Source organism: Maricaulis maris (assembly GCF_003634045.1).
Lineage (GTDB): Bacteria > Pseudomonadota > Alphaproteobacteria > Caulobacterales > Maricaulaceae > Maricaulis > Maricaulis maris.
The window spans coordinates 347105-359922 of record NZ_RBIM01000001.1; the positions used below are offsets into that span (position 1 = coordinate 347105).

General features: G+C 65.0%; 9 protein-coding genes. 5 read left to right on the plus strand and 4 right to left on the minus strand.

The features are described 5' to 3' along the window. Positions 1-18 precede the first annotated feature (18 nt). From C7435_RS01725 to C7435_RS01740, 4 genes are all read right to left on the minus strand, one after another. On the minus strand, positions 19-867 hold the full coding sequence (locus C7435_RS01725) for a TIGR02186 family protein (RefSeq protein ID WP_121209781.1): 849 nt from the start codon (positions 865-867) through the stop codon (positions 19-21). A gap of 1 nt (position 868) precedes the next feature. After that, a complete protein-coding gene (locus tag C7435_RS01730; RefSeq protein ID WP_075188800.1) occupies positions 869-1804 on the minus strand; it encodes a sulfite exporter TauE/SafE family protein in 936 nt (311 codons plus the stop codon). 6 nt (positions 1805-1810) lie between these two features. Continuing rightward, positions 1811-4936 carry a peptidoglycan-binding protein gene (locus tag C7435_RS01735; RefSeq protein WP_170150306.1) on the minus strand — a complete coding sequence of 1042 codons (3126 nt, stop codon included), beginning with the start codon at positions 4934-4936 and terminating at the stop codon, positions 1811-1813. 284 nt (positions 4937-5220) lie between these two features. After that, on the minus strand, positions 5221-6876 hold the full coding sequence (locus C7435_RS01740; RefSeq protein ID WP_075188802.1) for a hypothetical protein: 1656 nt from the start codon (positions 6874-6876) through the stop codon (positions 5221-5223). Between the two features lie 133 nt (positions 6877-7009). On the opposite strand from C7435_RS01740, the gene C7435_RS01745 reads away from it, so the two are divergent. The 5 genes from C7435_RS01745 to C7435_RS01765 all read left to right on the plus strand — a co-directional run bounded on the left by C7435_RS01745 (position 7010) and on the right by C7435_RS01765 (position 12815). Further along, entirely contained in the window at positions 7010-7492 is a 483-nt protein-coding gene (locus C7435_RS01745) for a MerR family transcriptional regulator (RefSeq protein WP_075188803.1), read from the plus strand. Positions 7493-7564: 72 nt separating this feature from the next. Continuing rightward, entirely contained in the window at positions 7565-9355 is a 1791-nt protein-coding gene (locus C7435_RS01750) for an acyl-CoA dehydrogenase C-terminal domain-containing protein (protein WP_121209783.1), read from the plus strand. A 136-nt stretch (positions 9356-9491) separates the two neighbouring features. Further along, positions 9492-10658: an acyl-CoA dehydrogenase family protein gene (locus tag C7435_RS01755; protein WP_121209784.1), complete on the plus strand. Its 1167-nt coding sequence runs from the start codon at positions 9492-9494 to the stop codon at positions 10656-10658. Positions 10659-10880: 222 nt separating this feature from the next. Continuing rightward, positions 10881-11486: an FMN-binding negative transcriptional regulator gene (locus C7435_RS01760; protein ID WP_121209785.1), complete on the plus strand. Its 606-nt coding sequence runs from the start codon at positions 10881-10883 to the stop codon at positions 11484-11486. Positions 11487-11609: 123 nt separating this feature from the next. Next, positions 11610-12815: an acetyl-CoA C-acetyltransferase gene (locus C7435_RS01765; RefSeq protein WP_075188809.1), complete on the plus strand. Its 1206-nt coding sequence runs from the start codon at positions 11610-11612 to the stop codon at positions 12813-12815. The last annotated feature ends 3 nt before the right edge of the window (positions 12816-12818 follow it).

The window sequence follows — 12818 nt, forward strand, 5'->3', positions numbered from 1 at the left end:
CTGCAGGATAGCGCTGATCTAGCGGCGGTTGAAGGCCAGGTTGGCGAGGTAACCGGCGAGCATCGCCATCAGAACGCAGAACAGGCCGTAGAGCGCCGGCAGGTCGTGGGCGAATTCGAAGAAGAAGCGTTCGATGCCGGCTTTCTCCACCCGCAGGCTGGCCGAGCGGCTGGCAATCGGACGGCCGTCGCGGAAGAGGTAGACTTCGGCGACATAATTGCCGACCGGGGTCAGGGGCGGCAGGGCGATGGTGGCGCGGAACAGGCCGCCATCAAGGATTTCGACACCGCGCTGGGCCTCGGCAAAGGTGTTGTCGCGGCGGCCGGAACGGGCGATGGCGGCGAGATAGTCGGCGACCTCGTCGCGCCGGATCAGGGCCGGCACGTCGTGATCATCGGCGACGGCGGCCGGTTGCAAGACATCTGCTGTTTCGGCGGGCAGGGTTGAAGCGCTCAGCAGCCAGCTCGGCGCCATGGCCGCGGCATTGGCTTCCAGCATGGCCTGCAGGCCGACGCCACTGCGCGCCAGCTCGTCCGGGCCGGCAATCGTGTCCAGCGGTAGCGAGGTCGCGATGGCGTAATAGCTGGGCACGTCGTCAAATTCGAGCGGCGCGGCGTTGATCCAGATACCGAACGTGCGGCGCTTCTGCATGACCCGCAGATCGCGTCCCGGGCCGCGAAGGACGACCACGATCTCGTCGCGGATGGTGAGGCCGCGGGTGGCGCCGTAGAGCACGAGTTCAGCGCCGTCGAAATCCTCACGTATCTCGACCGTTTCCTGGGTCAGGGCGGCGACGATGCCGGGCGCTTCGGTGGCGATTTGCGGCTGGCCCTGCAGGGCGATGGCAACGAGGAGGCTGGTCAGCATCTCAAAACCCCTCGCCGGCGCCGCGAGGCAGGATGACAAAGAGATCGGACGGCGTGACCACCAGATCCCAGCCCATTTTCAGGCATACGGCCAGGACCAGGGCGGCCAGCAGGGCGCGCAATTCCTCCGCCTTCACATTGCGGCCGGCGCGGGCCCCGAACTGCGCCCCGATGACGCCACCCACGGTCAGCAAGAGTGCCAGCAATATGTCGACGGTCTGGTTCTGGGCAGCCTGCAGGAAAGTCGTCAGGGCGGTGACAAACAGGATCTGGAACAGGGAGGTGCCGACCACGACGCTGGTCGGCATGCGCAGCATGTAGATCATCGCCGGTACCATGATGAAGCCGCCGGCAACGCCCATGATCGCGACCAGCGTGCCAACGAAAAGGCCGATCGCGAGTGGCGGCAGGACCGAGATATAGAGGCCCGATGTCGGGAAACGCATCTTGAACGGCAGGCGCGAAATCCAGCCGCGCCGGCGCAGCGGGCGTTTGCTGCCCGCCTTTTCCGGATTGGCGGCGCGCAGGATGGAGCGCACGCTCTCGACCATCATCAATCCGCCGACCACGCCGAGAAAGCCGACATAACTCAGGGAGATGATGAGGTCGATCTGCCCCAGTCCGCGCAACAGGGCGAAGAGTTGCACCCCGGCGATCGAGCCTGCAGAGCCGCCGATAAGCAGAAGCAAGCCCATCTTGATGTCGAGCGTCTTGCGTCGCCAATGCGGGAAGACGCCGGACATGGAGGAGGCGACGATCTGGTTGGCGCCCGTCGAGACGGCGACCGCCGGCGGCACACCGATGAAGATCAATAGCGGCGTCATCAGGAAGCCGCCGCCAACCCCGAACATGCCGGACAGGAAGCCGACGCCGAGGCCCAATCCGAGCAAAAGGAAGATGTTGACCGAGATTTCCGCGATCGGGAGGTAGATCTGCACCGCGGGTCAGCCCGCCGCCGCGCGCTCGAGGCGTTCAACGAGAACGGCATCGACACGTCCGGTGCGGGGCAGGCCCTGATCGGCCTCGAATTGCATGATGGCGTCGCGGGTGCGGCCGCCGATTTCGCCGTCGATCGGACCGGGGCCATAGCCGAGCACCGAGAGGAATCCCTGGGCGCGGCGAACGATGGCCGTGTCGGTTGTCGCGACTCGTTCCCAAGGCAGGTCGGCGTAAATGCCGTTGGCTTCGCCATCGAGGGGGCGCGGCGTGAAACCGGCGGCGGTCGAGCGGGCGGCGCTGAGGGCGGCAGGTTCGATCAGCTCGGCGAGGGCCGCAGCGCGCTCGGTCGCCGTCGGATCGCTTTCGCTGGCGGCGATGGTGAACCAGGCATAGGCGTCGGGAAGGCTCAGCGGCACGCCGTCGCCGGTCTCGTAGAGCAGCGCCAGATTGAACTGGGAATCGCGCAGACCAAGCAGGGCCGCCTCCTGGAACCAGCGTGCTGCCGTCTCCATGTTCTGGGCGGCACCGGTACCATAGTAATACATCACGCCGAGATTGTGCATGGCCCGGCGATGACCGGCATTGGCGGCCCGTTCGGTCCAGCGGCGGGCATCTTCGAGATTGATCTCGACGCCGTCGCCGGTCTCCAGCAGCTTGCCATAGCGATACTGAGCCGCTGGCACGCCCTGTTCGGCGGCGCGACGAAGCAGGATGGCAGCCGTCGCGGCGTCACCATTGTCCAGTGCACGCACGCCCAGCTGGTAGCGGGCGACCGGATTGCCTTCGGCGGCGGCGCTTTCCAGCGTCATCCGGCCGGGCTGGTTGTTGTTTGAGGTTGAGTGTGTCGAAACGGGCGCGGGTTCGACCACGGTGGTACTTGGAGCGGCCGGCAGGCTGGTACCAGTGGCGTCGGCAACTTGGTTGGTTGGCGGCCGTGGATTGTCGGCTGACGGCTGGGCTTCCGCGACCCGGGTTTGGGCCGGTGTCTGCTCCGGAGATGGTTCCGGGACCTGATTGACTGGCGGCGTCGCGGCGTCCGCTTCGGCGGCTTGCGACGCGGCAGTGTCGCTCGGTGCTGTGGTGGCGGCGGTCTGGTTGTCGCTGCCGGACAGGTCGGCTTCAACCTGGGCGATGAAGCTGCGTTCGGCGGCTGTGTCGGCGGCAACGCGTTCGCCATCACCTTGCCAGGCTTCCCAGATCAACAGCGCACCGGCACCGGACAGCATCACCAGTGCGATGACCGGCAATGTGTAGAGCAGGCTGCGGCCGAGCTTGGACTGCGGCAAGCGGCGTTGCTCACCCGTATCGCTGCCCTGGCTCGGCATGCCGGTGCGGGTGCGCTCGCGGGCGGCGGCCAGGAAATCGGCATCGGCGGTGGCGCCCATGCGGTGCGGACGGGCCGGCTGGGCCGGTGGTTGTACAGGGCCGCGCGCCTGGGGGGCTGGCGCCGGCATGGCAGACGCCGTCGAGGGCGTCTGGGGCCGGGCCGGCTTCTCGCGCAGGATTGGCGCGGCATGTGCAGCGGCCGCGACCGGTGTCACAGGGTCGGCCTCGGCGAGGAAGGGGTCATCGCCGTCAATGTCGAAACCACCCGATGGCGTCTCGGCCTGCGGCGGCGGCGCCAGCGGTGTGTCGAAATCAATCGCCGGGTCCGGCGCGGCGTCGTCTTCGGCTTTGCCGGTCTCCGGCTCGCTGTCCGGTGCCGGCTTGCCGCGACCTTCAATGGCTTCAAGCCGGTCGGCCAGGGCCGACATGGCGCGCTGGACCGGCGACAAGGCCTGTTCGGTCTCGGCACGCACCGCGCTCATGCGATCCTTGACACCAGACAGCGCCTCTTCAATGCGCTGGGCGGTGCGTTCCTCGGACTGGCGCAGCCGGTCTTCCAGATTGTCTTCGCGGCCGGATTGTTCCAGCCGATCCATCATCTGGGCCATGCGGTCGGTCGCGGTCTCGACCATGCCGGCGGCGCGTTCTTCCGACTTCACGATGCGGTCGCCAAGGGCGCGTCCGAGGCGGGTGACCTCGTCGCCCATGCGCTTCATGGAGTCCTTTTGTTCCTGGCGGACTTCATCGAGGCGGCGATCAAGCTTTTGTTCCGACTGGCTTTCGCGCAGAGCCTCGACGGAACGGCGTTCGCTCTCGGTGAGGCGGCGGTCGATGGCGCCGGCCAGCTTGGTGATCTCTTCGCCGAGGCGGGCCATATTGTCGCCCTGGCGGCGTTCGGCGGTGTCGATGCGGTCGAGGGCCTTGGCGAGGGCATCCTCCAGCCGGTCAACACGCGGCTCGGCGGCGGCCTTGTTGAGCGCTTGGCTGACCTGGCTGCGGGTCTCGGCGATGGTGCGGGCGACGTCATCGGTCAGGCGTTCGAAGCGGCGCTCCAGCTCGACCGTGTCAGAGGAATTGCGGGTTTCCAGCTGGCGCAGCCGGTCGTCGAGGCGTGTGAAGGAGGTTTCCAGCAGGCGGGCGGCATCATTGGTGACGCGCTCGGAGCCTTCGATGCGGGCCTTGAGCATTTCGGTCGAGGTGTGCAGGCCGTTCAGCGTTTCGGCGGTGCGGTCGTCATGTTTCTTGGTCAGCTCGGCGAAGTCTTCGGCCCGGTTTTCCAGCCGCGCGAGACGCTCTTCCAGGCTCTCGGCCATGCGCTTGCTGTCGTCGCCGACCTCATGAACGCGGGCAGCGGTGTCATTTTCGTGTTCATAGAGCCGGCGCGCCAGCTTCATGATCGTGGTCTCGACTGCCTTCACCGTGTCCGGAGACGCGCCGCTGCCGCCACCGCTTTCCAGCGTGCGCAGGCGGTCGCCCATCTCGTCCTGGCTTTTCTTGACGCGTTCAATGCTGTCGCGCGCCGCAGCCAGTTCGGACTGGGTGCGTGTCCCGGTCTTGCTGATCTTCTCGGCCAGCTGGGTGATCGCCTTGTCGATGCCGCCGAGTGTGCGGGCCGACATTTGTTCGCTGCTGTCGACACGTTCGGACAGGCGATTGACCATGGCCCGCAGCAGCTTGTCCTCGTCTTCGCTCAGCGATTGCTGGCTGCCAAAGCCGGGGAAGGCTTCCAGCGCATCATCCCAGTGCGGGGAGGACGGATCATTGTCTTCGAGGATGACGCGGTTGAGCCATTCGCCGAGGGTCATGCCCTCCTTGCGCGCGGCCGTCTTGGCTCTCGCCCGGGCGCGGGGATCAATCCCTTTCACGCTCCAAGGGTTACCCATAGACGACATTTGATTCGCTCGCTCAGCCTAACCCGCGGAAGGCTATTCCGTGGTTAATATTGTGTAAACCAAGGGTGGAGACCCAATATGTAGTGTTTCCACACCAAATCTCAGATTGACGCACACGGGTGCGAAATCCTGAGTCTGAACAAGGCTCTGACTCGGTTAATGGTGGGTAAAATGTGTGGATAAGTTGGCGTTCCGACTCAGTTTTCGACCGGGTCGACGGCGTTACCTTCGTCGGCGTCTTGGTCAGGGTCATCCTGGGGGGTGTCGCTGACATGCAGGAAGAAGCCGGGCGCAAGCATCTGCAACTGCTCGCTCATTGCCACGGCTTCGCGGGCCGGCGGCAGGCTCTGCGAGGCCGGCAGCGAGCGGGCAATATCAAATAACAACCAGGCCGTCTCGACATCGCCTTGGCTCGCGACGAACCGGCCACCATGCCAGAATGCCATCGGTGCATAAGGGTCGGCGACGGCGCTGGCGGCGAACAGGGCCGGCAGATTCATGTCCGGCAGGGCGCCAGCCTGGCTGCTGCGCAGGGCGGCCAGGGCCTGGGCGGCGAGCAGGTTGGCGGCGCCGCCTTCCAGCCCGTCCCGGTGCAGGTGGTCGCGCAGGATGGTGATGGCGGCGGCCCGGTCGCTCTGCATGCTGGTGATGGCGCTCATCAGGGCTTCAAAATTGGCATTGCCGATCCCTGACGCGGTGACCTGGCTCATCCGATTGCACACTGGCGACGGCGTGTCGCCACGGCACGGGCCCTGATGGTGCGAGATCTGGTACAGGGCGAGATAGGCGCCGGCGGGATCAGCGCGGCGCTGGGCGGCGTCGGCGGCGGCCAGGAAGTCGGCATCGGCCGGCGCTGCTGATGGTCGGGCGGCAGCGTCGAGCCCGGCCTGCAGCAGGCCGCGCACGGCGGGGTCGTCGATCTGGTAGCTGTCGGCGCGGGCCGGGGCGAGGCCTTCGGGCCAGGGGAAGGCGGCCGCGTCCTCGTGCTCGCTGAGCCGGGTCCAGGTCTCGCGGCGCCCGTCCGGACTGGACGGGCTGAAGACGAGGAAGCTGAACTCCGCCGGAATGCCGGCCTCATCGACCAGCGTGGCCAGCGCGTCCGGATGGACCGGGACGGAGTGTTGCAGCCAGGCGCGGAACAGGGCGGCCGGGCGACCGGCGCCCAATCTGTCATCGCGGTGTGTGAACAGGGCTGAGCCGTCGGCATTGCGGCGGATTTCGGTGATGCCGTCCTCGTTCACAGTCGAGGCAAGCTCGGCCTCGGCCAGTCGCACACCCATCGCGGCTTCGATCCAGAACCGATCGAATGCCGTGCCGCCGGGGCCGGTCACCTGATCCAGCGTGCCGCCCTCGGTGTAATAGGCGAACGTGTTCATCTGGCGATGGATGTGGGCGACGAAGGGTTCGTTGCGCATGACCGGCCCGTCCAGCGCCGGGACGCGGGTCAGGGTTCGCCGGGTCAGGAAATCCTGGATGACGCGCTCGGACTCGCCGGTCTCGGTGACATAGCCGTCACCGATCACGATCTCGCGCTGTTCGCTGTCCAGCGCCGTCCCGTCGAGCGCGGTCCGCGCGATCCGCCAGCGGGTGCGCAGGACCTGGTCATGCGTGCCGCCGCGCAGGGCCAGATAGGAATCGCGATCAAGGTGCGGCCCGATCACGATATAGGTCTCATCCGACAGGTCCGCGACCGGCTGGTCGGGTGTCGGATCCGTCCGTCCGGCCTGTGGCGCCAGGATGGAGAAGCCGGGATCGGGCTGGCCGGCCTGGGCGGCGGCACTGGCAGGAAGGGCCAAGTCAATAAGGGCCGACAAGGTCAGGGCGAGGGCGGGGAGGGCAGGAGAACGCAACATGCGGCGGACTGTGCCGTGCCTGCCGTGAAGATGAAAGGGGGCAAAGGCGGATGAGCCCGGCAAGGCTGAAAATTTCCGTCTGTCATATATTTGACGTTGACGTTCGCGTCACTTCGTGAACACCATTCACCCCATGATCAAGCCTGTCGCTCCCGATGCCGAATTCACCATTCGCGAACTCGCCCACGAGTTTGATATCACCCCGCGCACGCTCCGCTTCTATGAGCAAAAAGGGATGATCCATCCGCTGCGCCGCGGTGCAGCCCGGGTCTATTCCGCCGAGGACCGGGCCCGGATTGAGCTGATCCTGCGCGGCAAGCGGGTCGGGTTTGCGCTCGACGAGATCAAGGAAATCCTCGACCTGCAGGCGATCGACCGTGGCGGCCGCGAGCGTCTGGAGCCGGCGATCAAACGTTTCGAGCACCGCATCACCGTGCTGCAGCAGCAGCGCGAGGATGTCGCCCGTGCCCTGGCTGAGCTTGAGGCCGGTCTCGACTGGATGCGCGAGCGCCTGGAAGACCGCACCCCGCCGGACGATGTCCGTCGCCGGGCCCGCGCCTTCGAGGCGCTGGCCAATGCCCATCTGGAAGACTGGAGCGGTCTGTCACCGGGCTGACCCGGTATCGCCCGCCCTGATCGCGCCATTACAAATCACAATAATTCACACCCCGCTCCCCGGAGACCCATCATGACCACCCCGTATCGCGCCCCGGTTCGTGACCAGCGTTTTGTCCTGCATGACGTGCTCAATATTGCCCAGTATGGCGACCTGCCCGGCTTCGCCGACGCCGATGCCGACACGGTCGACGCCATCCTCGAGGAGGGGGCCAAATTCTGTGAGGGTGTGCTCGCTCCGATCTCCAAGATTGGTGATGAGGAAGGCTGCACGCGTGACGCGGACGGAAACGTCAAGACGCCGACCGGCTGGAAAGACGCGTTCAAACAAATGTCCGAAGGTGGCTGGACGGCGCTGTCCTCGGATCCGGAATATGGCGGCCAGGGCCTGCCGCATGTCCTCAATCTCGCCTTCAACGAGATGGTCTCCTCGGCCAATATGGCCTTCGGCATGTATCCGGGTCTGACCCTGGGCGCCGCGGCGGCGCTGGCGACCGGCGGCACGGACGAGCAAAAGGCGCTCTACCTGCCCAAGATGATCTCCTGCCAGTGGGGCGGGACGATGAATCTGACCGAGCCGCATTGCGGCACCGATCTGGGTCTTCTGCGCACCAAGGCCGTGCCGCAGGCCGACGGCTCCTACAAGATCACCGGCCAGAAGATCTGGATCTCCTCCGGCGAGCACGACATGGCGGAGAACATCATCCACCTCGTCCTGGCCCGCATCGAGGGTGCGCCGGAAGGCGTGAAGGGTATCTCGCTTTTCGTGGTGCCGAAATTCATCCCCGATGCCGACGGTAATCCGGGGGAGCGTAACGCGGCCAAGTGTGGCGGCCTGGAACACAAGATGGGCATCCACGGCAATGCCACTTGCGTCATGGACTATGACGAGGCGACCGGCTGGCTGGTCGGCGACGAGAACAAGGGCCTCAAAATCATGTTTATCATGATGAATGAGGCCCGTCTGGGTGTCGGCCTGCAGGGCTATGCCCTGGCCGAGGCCGCCTACCAGCAATCCCTCGGCTTTGCGAAAGACCGTCTCCAGGGTCGCTCCCTGACCGGACCGAAGAACCAGGATGGCCCGGCCGATCCGATCATCGTCCATCCGGACGTGCGTCGCATGTTGATGGACCAGAAGTCCTTCGTCGAAGCGGCCCGCTGCTTTGCCCTGTGGACCGCCCTGCAAGGCGATCTCGAGGAAAAAGCCTCCGACCCGGCCATGCGCGAAAAGGCCGGCGACTACATGGCGCTTTTGACCCCGATCGTGAAGGGTTATCTGACCGGCAAGGGCTATGATATGGTCTCCTCCGGCCTGCAGATCCATGGCGGGTCCGGTTTCACCGAGGAATGGGGCGCGTCCCAGCTTCTGCGCGATGCCCGCATCACCCTGATCTATGAAGGCACCAACGGTATCCAGGCGCTCGACCTGGTGGGCCGCAAGCTGGCGATGAACGGCATGCGCCCGATCACGACCTTCTTCGCCGAGCTGGACGCCTTCGTCGCCGAAGGCGGCAATGACGAGACCCAGCCCTTCGTGGATGCTGTGGCTGAGACCAAGGGCAAGCTCAAACAGGCCACCGACTGGTTGATGAATAATGCGCTCAACAATTTCGACCATGCCGGCGCCGGCAGCCACGACTATCTCAGCCTCTTCGGCCTGACCTGCCTGACCTATATGTGGGCGAAAATGGCCAAGGTCGCCTCGGCCAAGATCGCCGCCGGCGACAGCGATCCGATCTATGCCGCCAAGCTGAAGACCGGCCAGTATTTCCTCGACCGCTGGGTCCCGGAAGCGGCCATGCACCTGGCCAAGGTCGAGGCCGGTGCCGACTCCATGATGGCGCTGGAAGCCGACGCCTTCTAGGCGCAGACTGAACGACAAATCGGCGGGACCGTTCCGACAAAAGAGAGCGGCCCGCCACACAATTCCGGTTGATAAAGGGCATCCGCCATCCCGCGGTCAGGCTCGTCTCAAAAGAACCGTCTGGGGAGGACGTTTCATGTTTCAGGACCCACTCAATGTGCCCCGTCCGGCCTTTCTCGAACGCGAGGATGTGCGGATGTTCGAGGACACGGTTCGCGCCTTCATGGCGAAGGAATGCGTGCCCAATGCCGAACGCTGGGAAGAGCAGGGCATGGTCGATCGCGAGATCTGGACCAAGGCCGGCAAGGCGGGGATCCTGTGCCCCTCCGTGCCCGAGGAATATGGCGGCGCCGGCGGCGATTGGGGCCATGAATACGTCTTCCACACCGCAGGCGCCGAGATCGGCGCGGCCGGCTGGGGTGTCGGCTTGCACAATTCCATCATCGCGCCCTATGTCACCCATTACGGTTCGGAAGATCAGAAGAAGTCGGTCTTGCCGCGGATGATTTCCGGCGAGCTGATCGGCGCCATCGCCATGTCCGAACCGGGCACCGGCTCGGACCTGCAAAGCGTCAAGACGACGGCGATCAAGGACGGCAATGGCTATCGCATCAATGGCCAGAAAACCTTCATCACCAATGGCGGTTCGGCCAATTTCATCATCGTCGTGGCCAAGACCGATCCGTCCAAGGGCTTTGACGGCGTCTCCCTGCTGATGGTCGAGACCGACAAGGTCGAGGGCTTCCGTCGCGGTCGCCTCCTCGACAAGGTCGGCATGAAGGCCCAGGACACGGCCGAGCTCTTCTTCGAGGATGTCTGGGTGCCGGCCGATGCCTTGCTCGGTCAGGAAGAGGGCCAGGGCTTCATCCAGCTGATGCAGCAATTGCCCCAGGAACGCCTGCAGATCGCCGTCCAGGGTGTCGGCGCCATGAAGCGCGCCCTCTTTGAGACGATCAACTACACCAAGGAACGCGAGGCGTTTGGCCGTCCGATCCTGAAATTCCAGAACACCCAGTTCAAGCTCGCCGAATGCAAGACCAAGGCGACCCTGGCCGAGGTCTTCACCCATCACTGCTCGGAACGCCTGATGAAAGGCGAACTCGACGCCGCCACCGCCTCAATGGCCAAATACTGGGTCTCCGAAGCCCAGAATGAAGTCATGGACGAATGCGTCCAGCTGCATGGCGGCTACGGATACATGCGCGAATACCCGATCGCGAAGATGTGGACCGACAGCCGCGTCCAGCGGATCTATGGCGGGACGAACGAGATCATGAAGCTGCTGATTGCGAGGACGTTGTAGGCTGATGAGTGAGGGCGCTCTGCTTTCCTCCCCGCGTCAGTGGGGAGGGGGACCGCGAAGCGGTGGAGGGGCCGCCGCGCGACGACGCGGCGGAATCTTCGTGCCACGCGCCGAACGCCCGTCTCCGCTTGCGCTGCGACGGGCGCCCCTTCGACCCGATGCTGCGCATCGCCCCACTTCCCCACTGATGTGGGGAAGAAATCCGGCGACGGAGCCCGCCTGATGTACACGCCCACACATTTCCGGATGGAAGACGAGAGCGAGATGCGAGCGGTGATGCGTTCGTATGATTTCGGCCTGCTGCTCATTCCGGGCGAGCCGGACCTGGCCGCGACGCATATCCCCTTCAAGCTGGCCGATGAGCGCCTGGTCCTGATCGGCCATGTCGCCATGGCCAACCCGGCCTTCGAGGCGATCAAGGCGGGAAAGGAGGCGATGGTCGTTTTCACCGGTCCGCACGCCTATGTCTCGCCGACCTGGTATTCGCGGCCGCACGAGAATGTGCCGACCTGGAATTATGTCGCCGTGCACGCCTTTGGTACGTTGGTGCCGCTCGAGGGTGTCGAGGCCGAGCGGGCGCTGTCCTCGCAGATCGCCGATTTTGAGAGCGAGTGGCGGATCACCCAATTGGAAGAAAAGCGCCGCGCCATGCTGGAACGCGCCATCCAGCCTTTCGAGCTCGAGATTGACCGCCTGGAGGGCAAGGCCAAGCTCTCCCAGAACAAGCCATTGGAGGAGCGTCTGCGCATCGCCCACGCCCTCAATGAACGCGGCGAACACGCCGTCGCCTACCACATGATCGAGGACGAGGCGGAAGAGGATGATTAGTCCCGTGCCCAGCCCTCATCGGCTCCCGAGCGCGATGCGCCCGGGGGCCACTTCTCCCGCTAGCGGGGGCAGAAAACTTACGTCGATAAAGGGAACCACCCCGCCAAGGGAAAGGAAGTGACCATGACAGAAGCTTATATCTTCGACGCCACGCGCACGCCGCGCGGCAAGAAAAAGAACGGGGCGCTCAACGAGATCACCGCGCTGCAGCTGGCCACCCAGCAGCTCGCCGCGATCCGTGACCGCAATAATCTCGACACCGCGCTCGTCGATGACGTGATCATGGGGGTCGTCTCGCCGGTCGGTGAGCAGGGCGCCAATATTTCGCGCTCGGCCGTGATCAATGCCGGCTATGCCGAGACCACCGGCGGCTATCAGCTCAACCGTTTCTGCGCCTCGGGCCTGGAAGCGGTCAATGTGGCCGCGGCCAAGGTGATGTCCGGCGAGGCCGATTTTGCCATTGGCGGCGGTGTCGAAGCCATGTCACGCGTGCCGATGGGCTCCGATGGCGGCGCCATGGGCGTCGATCCGGAGATTTCCTTCGACAATTACATCGTGCCACAGGGCGTCTCCGCCGACCTGATCGCCACCAAATACGGCTTCAGCCGGGATGATGTCGACGCCTATGCTGTCGAGAGCCAGAAGCGCGCGGCGCGGGCCTGGGAAGAGGGCCGCTTTGCCAAGTCGGTCGTTGCCGTGAAGGACCAGCTGGGCACCACGATCCTTGATCATGACGAGCACATGCGTCCGGGTACTGACATGCAGGGCCTTGGTTCGCTGAAGTCGGCCTTCAAGGACATGTCCGATTTCGTCGGTTTTGAAGCGGTCGCGACCCAGCGCTATCCGGAAGTGGAATACCTCAACTGGGTCCATACCGGCGGCAATTCTTCCGGCATCGTCGATGGTTCGGCCATGGTCCTGGTCGGGTCGAAAGAGGCGGGCGAGCGTGCCGGCCTGAAGCCGCGGGCGCGGATCCGTTCGATGGCCTCGATCGGTTCCGAGCCGACCATCATGCTGACCGGCCCGGTCCCGGTCACCGCCAAGGCCCTGAAAAAGGCCGGCATGGAAGCGGGCGATATCGACCTGTGGGAGCTCAACGAGGCCTTCGCCGCTGTCGTGCTGCGCCTTATGCAGGCCTATAATATCGACCACGACATCATGAATGTGAATGGTGGCGCCATCGCCATGGGTCACCCGCTGGGCGCAACCGGCGCGATGATCCTGGGCACCGTCCTCGACGAGCTGGAGCGCACGGGCAAGCAAACCGCACTGACCACGCTCTGCGTCGGCGGCGGCATGGGCACCGCGACCATCATCGAGCGGGTTTAAGGG

Bases quoted from the DNA above. Each gene is read 5' to 3' on its own strand.
- C7435_RS01750 (WP_121209783.1), top strand. From the start codon at position 7,565: ATGACCACCCCGTATCGCGCCCCGGTTCGTGACCAGCGTTTTGTCCTG.
- C7435_RS01725 (WP_121209781.1), bottom strand. From the start codon at position 867: ATGCTGACCAGCCTCCTCGTTGCCATCGCCCTGCAGGGCCAGCCGCAA.
- C7435_RS01755 (WP_121209784.1), top strand. From the start codon at position 9,492: ATGTTTCAGGACCCACTCAATGTGCCCCGTCCGGCCTTTCTCGAACGC.
- C7435_RS01760 (WP_121209785.1), top strand. From the start codon at position 10,881: ATGTACACGCCCACACATTTCCGGATGGAAGACGAGAGCGAGATGCGA.
- C7435_RS01765 (WP_075188809.1), top strand. From the start codon at position 11,610: ATGACAGAAGCTTATATCTTCGACGCCACGCGCACGCCGCGCGGCAAG.
- C7435_RS01735 (WP_170150306.1), bottom strand. From the start codon at position 4,936: ATGACCCTCGGCGAATGGCTCAACCGCGTCATCCTCGAAGACAATGAT.
- C7435_RS01740 (WP_075188802.1), bottom strand. From the start codon at position 6,876: ATGTTGCGTTCTCCTGCCCTCCCCGCCCTCGCCCTGACCTTGTCGGCC.
- C7435_RS01745 (WP_075188803.1), top strand. From the start codon at position 7,010: ATGATCAAGCCTGTCGCTCCCGATGCCGAATTCACCATTCGCGAACTC.